Here is an 18,170-nt window from a genome sequence, read left to right on the forward strand (position 1 = left end):
ATTTATTTTCCCTTACGCTTTACGCACATAACGTGGTAGATACCATTAATGATTTCCGTCCCTTCCGTTTCATGCTCAAAGCCGGGAAATTCATGATCCCATTTTTGCAATGCATGCAGGTAGCTAATCTGCGGACTATTTTTATCACCGAAGTTTTCCCCTGACATCAGCATAGGAATACCGGGTGGGTAAGGAATAATTGAGTTCGCGGCAATACGATGAGGAAGTTTATCGAGCGCGACCAATTCCACATCATTGGTCACAATCGCCTGATAGGCTGCCCTAGGTATCATGTCAACTTCAGGCAGCATCGCGTATGCCTGATTCAGTTTCTCACCGGGGTTATTTTTGTGTAAGTAAGCGAACATTTTGTCGCCTAGATCTCTTACTCCTGACGTGCTATAGACATCCGGATAGTCGTGGACTAAATCAGGAAATACCTTACTCAAAGGCGTATTAGCATCATAATGATGTTTAAATGAAAGCAGGGTATTAAGTAATGTGCCCCATTTCCCTTTGGTAATTCCCATTGAAAACAGGAACATGATCTGAAAATCTGTAGTACGCGTCGGAACTATACCATGCAGGCTTAACCATGCTGTCACCAGTGCTGCCGGCACCCCCTGTTTCAATAATTTACCGTTGTCTCCCATACCCGGAGTGAGAATACTGACTTTAATGGGATCAAGCATACTCCAGTCATTTGGCAAATCTTCAAACCCATGCCAACTGTCACCAGGGTTCATCGTCCAGCAGCTCTGTTTTGTGGTCAGCAAATCCCGCGGCGCATCCGCAAAAAGCATTTTCTTGCCTGTGGCAGGATCTGTCACTTGCTCCTGATTCCACGGTTTAAAGAACCAGTCACCTTTTTTACTGAAATCCCGATACAAACGTGCTAATGCCTGACGAAAATCGACTGCTTCTTCAATAACTTCCTGAGTAAGCGAATAACCACTGTTACCGTCCATCATTGAAGTAGCAATATCATTTGAAGCACAGATCGCATACAGAGGTGACGTTGTCGCATGCATCATATAGGCTTGGTTAAATCTTGAAAAATCTATCGGATTACGGCCATCTCGCACATGGATAAAAGAGGCCTGTGATAGTGCATTCAAGAGTTTATGGGATGAATGTGTAGCAAAAACGGTTGGCCCTTTATGTGTTTTGGGATCACCCCGCATGGCATAATGGTCATGATAGACAGGATTAAAACGAGCATAACCATACCATGCTTCATCAAAATGAATTCTATCAACGCTTTTATCCAGCAGGTTTTGTACATGTTTGGCGTTATAACAAACGCCATCATAAGTACAGTTTGTCACCACAGTGTAGACAGGTTTTTTCTTCACCATATCTTTGGTCAGCGGGTTCTGTTTCAGCTTTTTCTGGAGTGTTTTTGTCTCCATTTCCTGCGGATAAATCGGGCCGATAATACCGTATCGATTACGGCTTGGTAGCATATAAACCGGCTTTGCGCCTGTCAGGATCAGCCCCTGTTCAATGGATTTATGACAGTTACGGTCAATAATGACAATATCATCTTCTGTCATACAGGCCTGCATAATAGTTCGGTTAGAACCCGATGTTCCGACTACAACAGAATACGAATGATCGGCACCAAACACTCTGGCTGTATTTTTTTCACTCTCGCCGAATGCTCCGGTGTGATCCAACAATGACCCCAAAGAAGATCGTTCAATTCCCATATCAGAGCGAAAAAGATTTTCTCCATAATAATCATGATAAATACGACCAACAGGCGTTTTATTAAAACCTACTCCTCCCTGATGCCCCGGTGCAGCCCATGAATATTCATAGATTTTTCTGTAATTCATCAAAGCTGACATTAATGGCGGCAATAATTGCTGACGATAACGGTGCATCGCAGCAATAGCCCTGCCCGTAATAAAATCTGAGGAATCTTCAAGTATCCATGCGAATTCAGTTAATTGTTCCAACATCGCATGGTCCAGTAAAAAGACCGCCTTTTCCCGATCACTTAATAAGAATACCGGTACATCTTCCTGACGCTCAAATAACTTATTCAGTAATTTTTGGATCTGCTGATATAAATCATCATCCATCAATGCACAACTAACCATTAAGCAATCAATGGGTTCATTAGCGGCAATTATCGTATAGCTATCATCAAAAGAGTCCGCAATAACAACTTCAACATCCCGTTCAATTAATTTATCTGCCAAGCGATGTATTGCGTTTTCAATATAATGACTATGATGCTTTGTACCCACCTCATTTTTTGCTATCAATACCTTCATGACGTTTTTCCTTATTCTATCTTTACACGAAATAAAAAATAGACTTAGTATTCTCTAGCGGTTACCCATAGGATGGTTGACACAATCAGGAAAATTAAACGGCTGTCATCACTTATGGTCTTGCGTCAATTTTTTCACGATGCTGTATGAACCGTAACATCAATATTGATGATTTAATCACATCAAATAACTATTTGTGAACATATAAGCTTTTGAGTTTAAAATTACTTTGATTAAATATAGTGGTTATTTTTCATAGTGCAATTCAACAAACCCCATCCAATTAATCACCATTAATAATATAATCAGTAAAAATATAAACAAAAATCTGGTAATATTTATTTTTTAAGGCCCATATGAAATTAGTTATTTTCCTAATTTCTTGCAGTATTAATTCATTTTATTTATAGATAAATTTAGTGATATTAAATGTAAGGAAGAAATAATGCGCATCATTGCAATACGGCATGCAGAAACTCAATGGAATATAGAAAGAATTCTTCAGGGACGTCTTGATAGCCCTGTGACTGAGAATGGTTTCCGACAGATAAATTCATTATTGTCAGCAATAAAAGATTTTCCCATCAGCAAAGTGATTTCATCTTCTTCCGGTCGAGCCTGTACGACAGGTCAGGTTTTAGCAGATTATTTTGGTTGCGGGATGGAAATGAATGAAAATTTATGTGAACAAAATTTTGGGATATTAGAAGGATTACCCTTTGCACAGGCCGATTATCACTACCCTGACATCACATCAAGGCTTTTTGCCGGAGATCCAACGGTAACTATACCTGAAGGCGAATCCACAATTGAAGTAGCACAAAGAGCCATCAGTTACATACAAAACCTGGCAACAAATAATAGTCATGCTACGGTGTGCTTGGTTACACATGGCCGTACTCTGCAATCCCTGTTATGGCAACTAAAAGGCGGTAATTTACAAGAGGAAACAACACGATATAGTCACCAAAACTGTAGTTACTCTGTTATTGATGTTAAAAATGAGAAAATTCATGTGGTTCGCTGGGGTGTTGCAACGCATTTATTTTAAATAAAAACATAGTTGTAGAAACATCCCGGCTGTCTTGTTCCATAAAACCTCAGGACTATAACAAAAAACCCTAAAAGCATTGTATTTTAATATTCGATAGTATGTTCCAAAGACAGTAGCTTTCTGTTAATGAAAATACAGTAATAGTGAAAGTCCTTTATTTTAAGGTATCTAAAAAATAACAATGGGATTCTATTGTGCACAACGAATACTCGCCATACTTTATTAACCTCAGTCAGGTTTTTAACCCAGAAATCAGAATATTTTGCTTCCCTTATGCTGGGGGGAGTAACTCAACTTTTGTTCCTTTTGCCAGAAAAATCAAAGAAAATGTTGAATTTTTAGTCAGCCAACCTCCGGGTAAGGGGGCTAGGTTCAAAGAAAAACCTTATGACAATATGCAAAATCTGGTTGAGGATATATATACCAACATCAAACCACTGCTGGATAAGCCATATATATTTCTAGGGCATAGCTTAGGAAGCCGGGTAGCTTTTGAACTGTTAAGAAAAATCGCTGCAGAATCATTACCATTACCCATTGAATTTATTGCTTCCGGCAGCAGAGGGCCACAGGTTTCTGCCATTCGCAAACCAATAAGTTCGTTAAACGACAAAGAATTTGCAATTGCATTGAAGGATTTCGGCCGCGTAAATCAGCAAATTCTTGAGAATGATGAATTACTCTCGCTGATTTTACCTGCCATAAAAGCAGATTTTAAGATCTCAGAAGAGTATTACTATATCGGAACAGAATCTTTCGCTTGCCCCTTGACAGTATTTGGCGGAACCGATGACCCGCTGGTTGCTGAGCATGAACTTTATTCCTGGTTTGATTTATTCGAACAGGATAAAAATGTTATTTTGTTTCAGGGCCGTCATTTCTTTATTGATGATAATCATGATCTGGTTATTGATGCTCTATCAAAGATAATTAACTCCAAAATATCCAAACGACCATTTAAAACTTTATCAGGTAATTAAAACGATACAAAAATTACGGGCTTCACATTATCTATGTGTGCCCGTAAATTAATATTGATAAAAATAAAAACCAACGTACAATTATAAAAATTTATTAGTGGAGTCCCCGGCATGGAAAAATTTACTGATAAATTAATTAGTCTGGATCGTTTTCTCCTGCGAATACTTCGTTTCCTTTTACATGCGCTAGCTATTTTTTTAATTGGCATTATTCCCGGTGTATTAGGTTTTTTTCTCATTGAAAGCCATGCAATACCTGATGCACTGTTAAATTCTGTTTCAATGATTGGCACACAGACCCTGCATATACAACCAACCAGCACACTGGGGAAATATTTCGCTGCTATTTATGGGTTATTTCTACAGGCCATATTTTTTATTGCGGTCGGATTAGTAGTAACACCATTCGTTCACCGTATTCTTCACAATTGGCATATTGATGATGGTGATGATGAAAGCGATAATAAAAAAAAGGAAAATAAACCATAACGCTTTCTCTTTATGATTTTAATATCAATAATTGTGATAAGCATGGCATATTAAACAAAATAAATCGTTAAACAACAACTATATTTGATATAAGATTTTATTACTAACGTTTATCTTAAATACTTAAACACATAGGTAATACAATGAATAAAGGCCGTTGTTTGTGTGGTGCAGTAGAATTAAAAACCAATGATCCTATTGATAATATCAATGCATGCCACTGTAAAACATGCCAAAATTGGGGCGGAGGGCCATTTCTCTCTGTAGAATGCAAAAATGATTTACAGATAACAGGAGATGAAAATATTGCAATTTACCCCTCATCAGGGTGGGCAGAACGAGCTTTCTGTAAAAAATGTGGAACTCATCTTTTTTATCACCTACATCACCCCAGCACTTATTATGTTCCAGTAGCCCTATTTGAAAATAGTGATTCTGGAAAATTATCTAATCAAGTATTTATCGATAGCAAGCCCAGCTATTATAATTTTGTTGAAAAAACGCCAATGTTAACCAAACAAGATATTCTTAACTTGTTTAGTTAACTATTTGTATGAGGGGAAACTCCTCTCATACTATTTATCAACTTCTATACTCACGTAAAATTCATATTTCCCCTTCCCTGTTGAAATCAGTATAAATAGTTTTCATCGCAAACAAATCTCGTGGAAATAATTATTTCTATATTTATTTTGTTGATATGTAACAATTTCTTTCTGTTTCTTGCTAATACCAGTATAATGTTGCCCTCATTAGATAAAATGTTTTATACCCGATGGATTTCAAGCGATGGCAATCATGTTGCAACTTGGAAAACAACAGGTGACTTGAAAATCGAAAGTAGGTCTTACGTTGGTGGAGAAGTTGTTTGATTAATGTTTTGTTAGTTGATGATCACGAACTGGTTCGCATTGGCGTGAAAGGCATACTTGATGATGTACGGGGAATTAAAGTTATAGGTGAGGCCGGTAGCGGAGAAGATGCTATTAAATGGTGCAGATCCAATAGTACAGATGTTGTTATGATGGATATGGGAATGCCCGGTATAGGAGGCCTTGAAGCTGCGAAAAAAATAATTCGCTATTCACCTGATACCCGGATCATTATGTTGACCATCCATACCGAAAGCTCTCTACCCACAAAAGTTATGCAGGCTGGTGTCAGGGGTTATTTAAGTAAAGCCGCTACACCTCAGGATATGATCAACGCTATCCGGAGTGTTTATGCCGGGCAACGCTACATTTCTCCTGATATCGCCCAACAAATGGCCCTCGACCAGCTATCTCCACAAAAAGAGAACCCATTGGATGATCTCTCTGAACGCGAGTTGCAGATTATGACAATGATCACTCAGGGCAAGAAAGTGAATGAAATATCAGCACTCCTTAACCTGAGCCCGAAAACCGTTAATAGCTATCGCTATAGAATGTTCAACAAATTAAATATCAAGGGTGATGTAGAATTAACCCATATAGCGATACGCTGTGGTTTACTTGATGCCCCAATATGATAAATCATAGTGGATGATAAAATGAGTCGGTGATGGGTGGTAAATCGTGGCAGAGCAATTTGATTCAAAAACATTTTTAAAAACAGTAACCAGCCAACCCGGTGTTTATAGAATGTATGATGCAACCGGGACTGTGATTTATGTCGGCAAAGCTAAGGATTTAAAAAAACGGCTTTCCAGCTATTTTCGGGTGCAGGTTAGCAGCCGAAAAACAGAATCTTTGGTGAAAAATATCTCTCAGATTGATGTCACTATCACCCATACAGAGACAGAAGCTCTGCTACTTGAACATAACTACATCAAACTTTACCAGCCTCGCTACAACGTATTGCTCCGGGACGATAAATCTTATCCTTATATTTTCTTAAGTGGTGATACCCATCCCCGTCTGACTCTATATCGCGGAGCCAAACATGCTAAGGGAGAGTACTTTGGGCCATTCCCAAACTCCCACGCAGTACGTGACGCACTAGCACTTCTGCAAAAATTATTTCCCATTCGTCAGTGTGAAAATAGCGTATATCGAAATCGATCCAGGCCTTGCCTGCAATACCAGATTGGTCGCTGCCTTGCTCCATGCGTCAAAGGATTTGTCACGGATGAAGAGTATCAGCAACAAGTAGAATACGTTCGTTTATTTCTGTCTGGTAAAGATCAACAGGTATTGTCTGAACTCGTTAAAAGAATGGAAAACGCAAGCAAACAGCTTCACTTTGAAGATGCAGCACGCTACCGCGACCAGATTCAGGCTGTGCGACAAGTCACAGAACGGCAATCTGTCTCTGGCGAAGGAGATGATTTGGATGCTATCAGTGTTGCCTTTGAAGCAGGCATGGCATGCGTTCATGTTCTATTTATCCGGCAAGGTAAAATTCTGGGGAGCCGGAGTTACTATCCTAAAATTCCGACAGATACCAAATTAGATGAAGTCGTACAGACTTTTCTCGGGCAATTTTATCTTCAGGGTAGCCAGAACAGAACATTACCAACCGCAATCTTACTGGACTTTTCACTACCGGAAAAAGCGTTGCTGGAAGACTCTCTTTCTGAATTATCCGGCAGAAAAATACATATCCAGCCCCGCCCCAGAGGAGACAGGGCTCGTTATCTCAAACTGGCACGCACCAATGCGGCTACTGCATTAACAACCAAACTTTCCCAGCAATCGACAATTCATCAACGTCTGGCAGCACTTGCTGAATTTGCAGGCATCGGAAAAATCCGCCGGATGGAATGCTTCGACATCAGCCATACTATGGGAGACCAGACAGTTGCATCCTGTGTTGTATTCGACAGTAATGGCCCTTTACGCTCAGAGTATCGGCGCTATAACATAAGCGGAATCACAGCAGGAGATGACTATGCTGCAATGAATCAGGTATTACGCCGTCGATACAGCAAAGCTATTGATTCAGCAAAAATCCCTGACATCATCTTTATTGATGGTGGTAAAGGTCAATTAAAGCAGGCAATAGAAGTCTTTCACTCGTTAGACGTTGAATGGGATAAAGGGCATCCTAAACTTATTGGTGTAGCCAAAGGCAGTGACCGCAAAGCAGGGCTGGAAACGCTATTTTTCTCCATAGAAGATGAAGGAATAGCACTTCCTCCTGACTCACCTGCTTTACATGTCATTCAACATATACGTGATGAGTCTCACAATCACGCAATTACAGGTCATCGCCAGCGTAGGGAAAAAGCAAAAAAGACCAGTACACTGGAATCTATCGAAGGAATCGGACCAAAACGTCGGCAAATGCTGTTAAAATATATGGGAGGGTTACAACCTTTACGTAATGCAAGTGTTGAAGAGATCGCAAAAGTACCGTCTATTTCTTATTCACTGGCAGAAAAAATTTATAATGCGTTGAAACACTAAGATTCTTGATGCACCATACCGATAAACTTCACTTGGCCAGATAGTTACTAAGCATTATGCAATTAAATATTCCAACATGGCTTACTCTATTTCGTATTGCCTTAATCCCATTCTTTGTTTTGGCTTTTTACCTGCCTTTCCAATGGGCGCCGATGTTATGTGCCATCATCTTTGTGATCGCTGCGGCGACAGATTGGTTTGATGGCTTTCTTGCCCGTTTATGGAAACAGACAACACGCTTTGGCGCATTTCTGGATCCTGTTGCTGATAAAGTCATGGTAGGCACTGCATTAGTACTGGTGGCAGAGCATTATCATACTTGGTGGATAACATTACCGACAGCAACCATGATTGCGCGAGAGATTATCATCTCATCCCTTCGGGAATGGATGGCGGAATTAGGAAAACGTAGCAGTGTCGCTGTCTCATGGATGGGTAAAGTAAAGACAACGGCACAAATGGCAGCATTGGTTGCTTTGCTATGGCGTCCAAACGCTGAACTTGAAATCGGTGGTTTCATCTTATTATACGCTGCGACAATCCTGACATTCTGGTCAATGTTTCAATATTTGAGCGCCGCATGGTCTGATTTGCGTGAAAGTTGATCCAAATGATGCAAAAATCATCGAACGAACGAGTTTTATAAATAATTGTGTTGACTCATTTCGGGAAATAAGTAGAATGCAACGCATCGAACGGCACATGAGGTTTACGAAATAAGTTAAGTAAATCAAGCGGTTTGAAAAGGCGGGAATAGCTCAGTTGGTAGAGCACAACCTTGCCAAGGTTGGGGTCGCGAGTTCGAGTCTCGTTTCCCGCTCCAAAAAGGCGCGTTGGCAGAGTGGCCATGCAGCGGATTGCAAATCCGTCAACCTCGGTTCGACTCCGGGACGCGCCTCCAAATTTAGCCCAGGTGGTGAAATCGGTAGACACAAGGGATTTAAAATCCCTCGGCTGTAAGGCTGTGCGGGTTCAAGTCCCGCCCTGGGCACCAAATAAAAACTTGCTGATAAAACAGTGAGTTGGGGAATAAAAAAGGCCACCGCAAGGTGGCTTTTTTCTTTGGTTTTTAGTGCACGAAAATTCACAATTGGCAGCAGATTGGCAGCACCTCGGCACCACTGGTTATTTATCCAATATCATTTATCCCGCTTCTTATCCCCTTCTACAGCCTGACTTTTCTATTTTTTTAAAATATTTTCAGTGAATAAAAAAACATCTTTTATGAATAATTATTGTTCAGCACAAAGATTAAACCGTAAAAATGAAAAGTGGCGACAAAATGGCGATGAAGTGGCGACGCAAAAAAAAATTTTCTTTGTCAGTGGCAGGAAGATAAAAATATAGCCCCTTGCTAACAGGGGCTAATGATTTTAAGGGCTATCAAAGCACATGACCGTCTGCTGCCCCTTCTCAGGATGTGGTGGAGCAAATTCAACTAACGTAGGCTTAGCTACCCAGCGGACAAACGTTTCATGGCTGACGAACGTGGCACCACAATTGATATTCTGGCACTGGTTATAGCGTTCTTTGGTTTCGGTGGTGTGTTCAAAACTACTGCGTGTGTGGGCCACATGGCCGCAAAGGGGGCATCTCATCATAATGTGAGTACCTCAAAATCAGGAAAGCGCCAGCTGTGTTAGGCGATGGCGCGATTATAACAAATCAGACGCCCATGTCAGCATCTGAGATTTTGACTTCCAGTTCTAAAGCGGAAGTTAACCCACTGTCATTTAAGGTGTGGGTAACAGTGACCAGCGTCCAGTCGGTGCCGTCGATTTGCGGTTTAAAGCCGCTGACACTGACTTTCATTTCCGGCATCAATTCCGGCCTGCCCTTCGCCAGTTGGATAGAGAACGAAGCGATACCGCGCTGAATTTTCTCCCACTCGGCTTTGGCTGCGCGTTCAGCATTGGCCTTATTGGCGTAGGTGTGTTTCATGATGAACACATTCCCTTCACTGCCCACCAGATAATCTCCCTGTTTTTCTTCTTTTTTCTGCGGTGTGGCTTTGCGTTTCCGACGTTTGACCGTCACCGGGGTTTTTTGCTTCGGTTCACGGGTATTCAGCCAGCTGGCCGAGACACCGGTATAAGCGCTACGGTCAGCCAGTGAAAAACGATACCCATCACCGGACTGACGAGTGATGATCACCGTTGGCAATGGGCGGCCACTGACGGTGGTGTTGTTCCCCTGTTGCATAAACAGCAGGTAGCCGTTCTTGACCGTGGCAATCGCCCCTTCCTGTGTGGCCAGCCGGGTTAAGAAGCTGCCGTCAGATTCGTTAGTCTGGTCAATGTGGTTTAACGTAATGCCGGCCAGTTGGTTATCGATTTCCGCTTTCAGGTGATTGCGCATGGCGATGGTGCGCACAATGTCACCGAGGGTTTTCTGATGGTAAGAGAATTCCCGGCTAAGATTGAGGCTCGCCCGAAAATCGGCACTACGGGCGCGCACGGTGATTTTATCCGGCGCACCGCTGTATTCAATTTCATCAACAATAAATTTACCCTTATGGACAGGCGTTTCCCCCTGCCAACCCAGATGCAATGACAGTGTTGTCCCCCGACGGGGTAATGCCAGCAGGCCGTCGCTGTCGTCCAGTTCAATATCGAGCTGGTCAGCCTCAAAGCCGCGGTTATCCGTCAGAGTCAGGGACATTAAGCGCTTTTGAATGCGGGCATTGATATTGTTATCCCCCGCGCTGAGGATATACACCGGTGTGTTCGTATCGCCCGTTATCCAGTCAATTTTTGGTAAAGCCATCAGGGGATCATTCCACTCAGTTTGTTGGTGGCACTGGTTTTCAGGTCAGACAATTGGCTACGCAGATCACCGAACATCTCACCTAAGTTCTCATCCACGCGGCGCAGGGTGACCGTAAAGTCAATCTTTCTGGCCGCGCCATCAACAAAGAATTCGCTTTTGGTCTGGTCAATACTTTCAATAATAAACATGCCATAAATCATGCCGTGCCCGTCCAGAAACGACCACGCTTTACCGCTGTCAGCCATCAGTTGCAGGGCCAGTAACGACAGGCGGCCTCCGCTGATTTCTGGATACAGGCTGCCGGATAAGGTGATGGTGTCATTGTTGGGTCCCATAAACTGAAAGGCCGGACGGGCACCGACCCGGCTGTTAAAGCCGTAACGCCATGATTGCTGGTGTTGCAGGCTCTGGTAAGGGGTGGTTTTCAGCATAAAGACAAATAAACCGAGGGCGGCCATCATGGTTAAAATTCCTCTCTGTCAGCAAAAGCACTGCGGGCGCGGGCACGTCGCTGTTGTTCGCGGCGATCCAGTTCACGGGCGACCGCCTGTGCGATATCCTGCGCCGATTGTGCCGGTGTGGGGTGAATATGAATTTCATAGGCCGGGCGATCACTGTGCTGGGTTGAATGGTTAACCGTAAGCCCGGCATTCTGGTATTGCGTCGCCGGCAGGCTGTAAGGGTGCAGCGGTGCGGGTTGGGCACTGACGGTAGAAACGCCCATTGACAGCGCCGCCGCAGCCATACTGGCCAGTGCCGCAGTCTGTCGACGGCTGGTGACGCGCACCGGGCCGTTAATCAGTTCCGGGCCATGCTCCCCGACCAGCCCGAATTTACCGGCGGGGATAGCACCGCCCCGATCAAAGGCCCCGAAAAACCCGGCCATCGGGTTGGCATTGTTCGTGTTGTGATAGGCATCCAGCGCTTGTTTCACGTCCGGTTTGGCCGTCTGTGTTTTCATAAAATCCGGGGTGATGGCGTCTTTAAGCTCTGTCCCAAGATTGGCAATGCTCTGTTTCAGGGACTTCCATTTCTCTTTGATGCCGTTGATGAGTTTTTCGATAATTTCCGTACCGAACTGCTTAAATTTTTCCGGCAGTTTCTTGGTGTCTTCAACAATTTCATTCCATTTGTCGGAAATCGTCTTTTTGATGCCGTCCCATTTGTTCCGGGTGTCCTGCTTGATTTCTTCCCACTTGCCGCTGATCTTTTGCTTGATGTTCTGCCATGCGGTGGAAACATACTCAGAGATATTATCCCAGAGTTGTTTAAACCACGGCCCCAGCTTGTCCCAGTTTTTCCAGATAAGATAAGCGCCCAGCGCAATCAGGCTGATAACCAGTAAGATGGGATTCATCAGCATCAGACGGCCCAGCCACATGATCCCCTTGCCCAGAAAGAGAAGACCACGACCCAATAATTTTAATCCGGCCAGACTCATCTTACCCATCCACAACATGCCTTTGCCCAGCAATTTAGCCCCAGCCAGCCCCCGCTTACCCATCCACTGCATCCCTTTACCCAGCAATTTAATACCGGTCATTCCCTTCTGACTCATCCAGATCAATCCCTTACCCAGCTGGGAAGCGCCCTTGCGCAGCCGTCCCATAGAGCCGGCACCTTTGATACCCAACACGCTCAGGCCAAATCTCACCATCACCAGTGGCCCCAACAAGGCTGCCAAAGCCAGAGTGATCGCGCCAAATAAGGTTAATATCACGCCTAACCCAATCCCAACCATCGTTAAGGTTTTGGTCAGCTCAGGGTTGGCTTTCATCCATTCCCCTGTTTTGCTGATAATACGGGTAATGCGTTTGGTAATTCCACGCAATGGGCTATCCACGCCGCCAAAGATTTGGATGCCGAGATCTTCCCATGCAGACGACAATGCTTTCAGGTCGCCGTCCAGATTGTTTGTCATAGTATCGGCGACTTTCTTCGCTTCACCTTGTGCGTTCTTCAGTTCTTTGGTGAGTTTTTGCAACTCCCCTGAACCCGCCTGATCGGCCAGAACGGATAAAGCCGAAAAAGCTTCTTCTCCGGCAATGGCCTTAAAGATACCCGCCCGTTCGGCATTCCCCATTTTGGCGGTTTTAGCATTCAGCTCAGTCAGAATATCCGGTAAAGCGCGCAGGTTACCCTTCGCATCTTTGGTTTGAATGCTTAATTTTTTCAGCGCCTTGGCGGCAGCGGTTGGCGGTTCGGCCAATCGCCCTAGAATAGATCTTAAGGCGGTGCCCGCCATACTGCCCTGAATCCCGGCATCCCCGAGTTTCCCTGTTGCCGCAGCGGCCGTTTCAATATCCACACCCAGACCAGCGGCGACGGGCGCCACATACTTCATAGTTTCGCCCAGCATCGTCAGGTTGGTATTCGAACGGGTAAACGCCCCGACCAGCACATCACTGACGCGGCCCATATCATCGGATTTCAGTTTAAAACCGGTCAGGATATTGGAGCCAATATCCGCTGTAGTAGCGAGGTCAGTATCGCCTGCCAGTGACATGGACAACGTACCGGGCATGGCTTTACGGATTTGATCGGGATTAAAACCGGCCATCGCATAAAAACTTTGCCCCTGTGCCACCTGATTGGCGGTGAACTGGGTCGATTTTCCTAATTCCCGTGCCTGCTCGCGCAGTTTCTTGAGTTCCGGTGAATTATTATCAAGGCGGGTGAGTGCCTGTACTTTCGACATACCGACTTCAAAATCATAGCCCGGCATCATCACGCGCTTGGCGCTATAGAGTGTCCCCACGCCAGCGGCGGTGGCGGCTGCACCTGTCGTCGCCACCTGATTACGCACGTCCTTCATTTTCTGGTAGCGGGATTTGGCCGCCGCCATGCGCTGTTCCTGCTGGCGCAGCCGTTCCAATTGCTGCTGCTGTCGCTCAAGTGCGCCGGTGGTGCGGCTGATATCCCCGTTAATACGCCGCTGGGCCTCCCCGAGCCGGTGAGTTGAGATACCACTCTCGCGCAGGGCATCACGCTGGCGTTGCAGGGACTGACTTAAGGACTGGGTTTTGTCTTTCAGTTTACTGGCAGCATTTTTAGCCTGCTGGAGTTGCCGGATCTGGGTTTGGGTCGGGTTGGCGGTGGCATTGAACGCCCGGCTTAACGCGGTCACCCGCTCGCTGGCGCGCTGGTAAGCCTGTTCGGCGTCGGCCAACTGACGTTTGGTCTTGCGAAAACCGTCAATCTTACCGGCCTGCTGGTTTAACTCGCGCAGTTGCTGGCGTGATTGCTTGATAGTCTCCGCCAGCCGCTTGTTGGTTTCCTGCGCACTGCTAAAAGGCCGGGTCAGTTTGTCCACGGCATTTAACACGACTTGCAGGCGCAGATTACGATCACTCATCGGCACCACTCCGTTTGATGGCCCGGTAACGCCATTCTAATAATTCCGGCAGGGACATGTCGGCGGTCACGGCGGGCGACCAGTGAAAGACGGTGGCGATATCCGCCACCAGTTCGTCCGGGGTTAAGCTGTCTGGAAATCGGACTTCACCGACTTCGGCAACAAAAAATTGACCACCTCGACACTCAGGTTAATCAGGTCGCCCGGGGCCATCAGCAGCAGATCATTTTTGGTCAGCGCCGGTGCAGTGACACGGGGCAAGACCAGCATCATGGAATCGACGTCCATTTCCATCAGCGCCTGCAAACGCACGCCGCGCAGGGCCCCGCTGGTCGGCTTGCGGATAATGATATCGGTGATCGTGGTCGTGCCACGGGCAATCGGCTCTTCCAATGTCACGGTGGCTTGTTCAGTCTGCGGTAAGGTCGTTTGTTCAGTCATGATTCAGATTCCTTAGGGGTGAGGGATTACAGGCCAATCGCCCGGCGGTGGGCTTCCAGACGGTCGACGCCGCCGACGATTTCCACCATGTTGATGGTGTCGATTTCAATCAGGACGTCGCCGTCCATCGTCAGTTTAAAATAGGTATTTTTGGCGCTGACTTTGGTCTGGGTGTTGTCGCCCTGTTTGTAGTTGCCGGGATCAAACTCCGAGAAGCGCCCGCGCATGACGACTTCCACGGCGATCACCTCGCCGGTGTCGTCACGCTGAAACGAGCCGTTAAAGCGCAGCATGACGCCGTCGGCTTTGGCGATACCCCACTGTTTGTACAGCTGGGCTTCCACCCCGCCGAGCGTAAATTCGGCATCCAGTGCGCCATCATCCAGACCGAGATCGACATGGGCTGCACCGTTCATGCCGCCGCCGCGATAGGCTTCGAGCTTGCGGCTCAGTTTCGGCAGGGTCAGTTCTTCCACCATGCCCTGATAGTTGTTGCCGTCGTTAAACAGGTTTAAGTATTTCAGTTTGCGTGGGAATGCCATGTGTTGTCCCTTAGCTGTTGACGCTGTTGGCGAAATTCATCAGATACTGGTCGGTGATGCGCTGGCGCAGCAGCAGGTTTTCCAATGGCGGCACCGGCGTATAGTCATAATCGAGATAGAGCTTGCCCGCTTTCAGGGTGTCCTTGTCGTTGACGCTGGCGTCATACCAGCATTGCCCGTCAATCAGGTAACCGTTGGCTTTCAGCTCGCGCAGCTTGGCATTGATGCCTTCGATAATGTCACGCACCAGTGAGGGGGTAAGCGGTTTATCAATCGCCCACATATGGGCCTCGGCCATCGTGTCGGCCAGTATCTGTGCGGTGCGGGTGTAGCTTTCAAACTGGAACAGCTTGTCGTCTGAACAGGTACGCGACCCCCAGAAACGAAAGCCGTCTTTGCGGATCAGGGTGGTGACATCGTTCTGGTTCAGCAGGTTGGCATCGGTGGCCACATCCTGCAAATCCCAGAACACGTCAGCGGACAGACCGGTGACGCCATTCACGCCAACGTTGGACAGGGTTTTATGCCAGCCGCTCTCTTCGTCAATCTTGGCGCGCAGCCCCACCGCACGGGCAGTGGCATACGCCGTGGCGGTACGCTTGGCAACCGTATCCCAGCTTAAGAAATCCGGCCATATCAGCATCAGTTCACGCTGGCCAAAGTTTTTGCGGTAGTCCATCACCTGTGAAATCGTTTTACAGCCATACGCGCTGACATACGCCATCGCGCGCAGTTGCTGGGCAATGCCGGCCAGTTTCTGTGCCACCGGCAGGGTATCGTGGCCGGGCACGGCCAGAATGCGCGGTTTCACTCCAAGCTGACTTTGCGCCGCTAACAGCGCCTGCATGCCGGTTTTTTTGCCCTCCGCAGTCACGCCGCCAATGATATTCGTGGTGGTCTCGGCTTCGGTTTTACCCTGCGCCACACGCACGACGACGGTCACGGGTTTCGCCTGCTCGGCAATCGCCCGCAACGCATGGGCCAGCGTGCCGGTTTCCCCCGCTTTGCCGCTGGCAGTCAGCACATCGGTCAGCAAGACCGGGGTATTTAAGGGAAAAGTGTTGGGGTCAGCATCGTCGGCGGTGGCCACTAAGCCGATAATCGCGGTACTGACAGTGGTAATGGTGCGGGTGCCTTCGTTGATTTCCTGCACACGCACGCCATGGTGATAGTCCTGGGCCATAGCCAATTACTCCGGTAAAAGGGATAGCGCTATGGTGGTCGGTGTGACAATAAAATGCCCGTGATGGGGGTAGTGTGGGGGCTGGTACAACGGGAAGAAGACCCAACCAGTAAGAGAAATTCCGACGGGTGAATCAGGACGCTGTATTACTCACTGCTAAGGTATGGCGCAATCGCCTTGTTTGATGCGATGAAAAGGCTGCGCCTGAGCGCAACCTTAAGGTAGCGCGCGATTAATTCCACGCGCAGGAATAACGTTTAGTCTGGTCAACCTGTTTCAGTAGCGCACTGAATTTTTGAGCTTCTGCCCGCAGTGCAGCGTCCACGTTATAAACATATTTGAAACGATAGCCATCCTGAATTGAGCTGACTTCGGGGACACCCAAGTGATAGGTGACGCCTTCCACCGTGATACTCAGGGCTTTTTTAAATAACTCACCCACCTTATCAGCACTGTCAGAATCGCTCACTATAGACGGCGCATCTTTGACATACCAATACAATGCCAGCGACGATTGGTTATCTTTAGGCTCTTCCCACATGATATTCATTATCTTGTCAATCACAGTGGTATTTTGAGCGACTGATAAGGATCCCAGTGTCACAGGGATAGTTGGATACCCCATCATTGTATCTGTATATCCATAAAAATGAGGATATTGAGGCACAGATGCTATTGTGAACGTACCTGACGTCAGGTCAAACACCAGCCTATTATCGCCTGTTTCGGGAACGCTTTCCACTTGCACCCAGTCACAAGCCAGCAAATCTTCCTGTACCGCCTGCCACGGTGCCCAGTTACCGTGTTGATTGCGTTTATCAATATGGGATAAATAATCGAACTGACCGTCAGTATCCGTTTTACGGGGTACAAAATTCAGTTGTTCTTTTTCTGCCCAGTCACGACGACGCACGTTCTTGCCCTGTTTCAATTGAACCAATGCCCACCAGAACGACCCCACCGGCGCAATAATCTGCTCCACCTGATAATCGTTAGGGTTCATCTGACATTCATGCTCAGGATTGGTATTTACGGTTTTCATCTCTTCAGCCATTTACTTTTTTCCTTACTATTCATTACGCAGGTGGGCAGTGAATGAAGCGTTGACCTCCCCACTGCCTACCTGTTATCTATCAGCCAGAAGAGCATAATCAATCGGCGTGAATATTTTAATTGATGACCGTTGTCTACTTTGCCATACAGGGAAAGACAAGATTTAACGCGATAATTATTCTGGTGGTTTAGGCCAGTCAATATCAGGTGCGGCTGAACAATCCACCCGGTTGAGCAGCACACGGTATTTACGCCATGTGATTAATGCAGATTTCTCGGCTTTCGTGGCGATATCTAAATCAACCGCATCCTGACAGATATCAATGTGTTCTGCGGCCGCTCTCAGTAATTGCCGTTTTTCAGATTCCGCCTGTTGCTGTAATTCATTGGGAGTTGGCGGCGGTAACTCCATCAAGGTAGGCAGGCCATCCGCCCCTGCCACTATCCGCTTACCGGCTGACTGGCCGGCAAACATTTTTTTGTACAATTCATCGGTGATCGGTTTCACGTCGTCCGGATAAGCACCCTGTTCATCATACGGCCGGTAAACAAAACCATTTTCAGCGGCACTATAAAACCAGTCATTATCGAATTTTCGTTTTGTTTTAGTATGTTGAATATTTTTCATTG

The 18,170-nt window shown here is 46.2% G+C and carries 18 protein-coding genes and 3 tRNA genes; 10 read left to right on the forward strand and 11 right to left on the reverse strand.

Annotation, left to right across the window (positions count from 1 at the left end; all coding sequences use genetic code 11):
* Positions 1–2: 2 nt before the first annotated feature.
* Positions 3–2,285, reverse strand: coding sequence for an arginine decarboxylase (gene adiA, locus Xsto_RS08880; RefSeq protein ID WP_099124810.1), 2,283 nt, complete (start codon positions 2,283–2,285; stop codon positions 3–5).
* A gap of 445 nt (positions 2,286–2,730) precedes the next feature.
* Between adiA and Xsto_RS08885 the strand changes: the two genes are divergently transcribed.
* The 10 genes from Xsto_RS08885 to Xsto_RS08930 all read left to right on the forward strand — a co-directional run bounded on the left by Xsto_RS08885 (position 2,731) and on the right by Xsto_RS08930 (position 9,191).
* On the forward strand, positions 2,731–3,336 hold the full coding sequence (locus Xsto_RS08885; RefSeq protein WP_099124811.1) for a histidine phosphatase family protein: 606 nt from the start codon (positions 2,731–2,733) through the stop codon (positions 3,334–3,336).
* 197 nt (positions 3,337–3,533) lie between these two features.
* Complete coding sequence (locus Xsto_RS08890) at positions 3,534–4,319, forward strand: thioesterase II family protein (RefSeq protein WP_169926616.1); 786 nt, start codon at positions 3,534–3,536, stop codon at positions 4,317–4,319.
* Between the two features lie 111 nt (positions 4,320–4,430).
* Positions 4,431–4,808, forward strand: coding sequence for a hypothetical protein (locus Xsto_RS08895; protein WP_099124813.1), 378 nt, complete (start codon positions 4,431–4,433; stop codon positions 4,806–4,808).
* Positions 4,809–4,951: 143 nt separating this feature from the next.
* Complete coding sequence (locus Xsto_RS08900) at positions 4,952–5,353, forward strand: GFA family protein (protein WP_099124814.1); 402 nt, start codon at positions 4,952–4,954, stop codon at positions 5,351–5,353.
* 323 nt (positions 5,354–5,676) lie between these two features.
* Entirely contained in the window at positions 5,677–6,318 is a 642-nt protein-coding gene (gene uvrY, locus Xsto_RS08905) for a UvrY/SirA/GacA family response regulator transcription factor (RefSeq protein ID WP_099111615.1), read from the forward strand.
* A 46-nt stretch (positions 6,319–6,364) separates the two neighbouring features.
* The gene (gene uvrC, locus Xsto_RS08910; RefSeq protein ID WP_099124815.1) at positions 6,365–8,197 is read left to right on the forward strand and encodes an excinuclease ABC subunit UvrC; all 1,833 of its coding nucleotides are present in this window, start codon (positions 6,365–6,367) and stop codon (positions 8,195–8,197) included.
* A gap of 56 nt (positions 8,198–8,253) precedes the next feature.
* A complete protein-coding gene (gene pgsA / locus Xsto_RS08915) occupies positions 8,254–8,802 on the forward strand; it encodes a CDP-diacylglycerol--glycerol-3-phosphate 3-phosphatidyltransferase (protein WP_099124816.1) in 549 nt (182 codons plus the stop codon).
* Between the two features lie 142 nt (positions 8,803–8,944).
* Positions 8,945–9,020, forward strand: a tRNA-Gly gene (locus Xsto_RS08920).
* A gap of 4 nt (positions 9,021–9,024) precedes the next feature.
* Positions 9,025–9,098: transfer RNA gene (locus tag Xsto_RS08925), tRNA-Cys, on the forward strand.
* Positions 9,099–9,104: 6 nt separating this feature from the next.
* Positions 9,105–9,191, forward strand: a tRNA-Leu gene (locus Xsto_RS08930).
* 379 nt (positions 9,192–9,570) lie between these two features.
* Here Xsto_RS08930 and Xsto_RS08935 read toward each other — a convergent pair.
* From Xsto_RS08935 to Xsto_RS08980, 10 genes are all read right to left on the reverse strand, one after another.
* Positions 9,571–9,798 (reverse strand): ogr/Delta-like zinc finger family protein, encoded by a 228-nt coding sequence (locus Xsto_RS08935; protein ID WP_099124817.1) that lies wholly within the window; start codon positions 9,796–9,798, stop codon positions 9,571–9,573.
* Between the two features lie 64 nt (positions 9,799–9,862).
* On the reverse strand, positions 9,863–10,963 hold the full coding sequence (locus tag Xsto_RS08940) for a phage late control D family protein (RefSeq protein WP_099124818.1): 1,101 nt from the start codon (positions 10,961–10,963) through the stop codon (positions 9,863–9,865).
* Entirely contained in the window at positions 10,963–11,427 is a 465-nt protein-coding gene (locus tag Xsto_RS08945; protein ID WP_099124819.1) for a phage tail protein, read from the reverse strand. The genes Xsto_RS08940 and Xsto_RS08945 overlap by 1 nt, the downstream gene beginning before the upstream one ends.
* A gap of 2 nt (positions 11,428–11,429) precedes the next feature.
* Positions 11,430–14,321, reverse strand: coding sequence for a phage tail tape measure protein (locus Xsto_RS08950; RefSeq protein ID WP_099124820.1), 2,892 nt, complete (start codon positions 14,319–14,321; stop codon positions 11,430–11,432).
* Positions 14,314–14,430, reverse strand: coding sequence for a GpE family phage tail protein (locus Xsto_RS08955; protein WP_083600290.1), 117 nt, complete (start codon positions 14,428–14,430; stop codon positions 14,314–14,316). The genes Xsto_RS08950 and Xsto_RS08955 overlap by 8 nt, the downstream gene beginning before the upstream one ends.
* Positions 14,431–14,444: 14 nt before the next feature.
* Complete coding sequence (locus Xsto_RS08960) at positions 14,445–14,762, reverse strand: phage tail assembly protein (protein ID WP_099124821.1); 318 nt, start codon at positions 14,760–14,762, stop codon at positions 14,445–14,447.
* Positions 14,763–14,788: 26 nt separating this feature from the next.
* On the reverse strand, positions 14,789–15,304 hold the full coding sequence (locus Xsto_RS08965; RefSeq protein WP_099124822.1) for a phage major tail tube protein: 516 nt from the start codon (positions 15,302–15,304) through the stop codon (positions 14,789–14,791).
* A gap of 10 nt (positions 15,305–15,314) precedes the next feature.
* Positions 15,315–16,487, reverse strand: coding sequence for a phage tail sheath protein (locus Xsto_RS08970; RefSeq protein WP_099124823.1), 1,173 nt, complete (start codon positions 16,485–16,487; stop codon positions 15,315–15,317).
* A gap of 232 nt (positions 16,488–16,719) precedes the next feature.
* Positions 16,720–17,541, reverse strand: coding sequence for a DUF2829 domain-containing protein (locus tag Xsto_RS08975; protein WP_099124824.1), 822 nt, complete (start codon positions 17,539–17,541; stop codon positions 16,720–16,722).
* 174 nt (positions 17,542–17,715) lie between these two features.
* Positions 17,716–18,168, reverse strand: coding sequence for a tail fiber assembly protein (locus Xsto_RS08980; RefSeq protein ID WP_099124825.1), 453 nt, complete (start codon positions 18,166–18,168; stop codon positions 17,716–17,718).
* Between the last annotated feature and the right edge of the window lie 2 nt (positions 18,169–18,170).

The sequence above is a fragment of the Xenorhabdus stockiae genome (assembly GCF_002632825.1).
GTDB classification, from domain to species: domain Bacteria; phylum Pseudomonadota; class Gammaproteobacteria; order Enterobacterales; family Enterobacteriaceae; genus Xenorhabdus; species Xenorhabdus stockiae.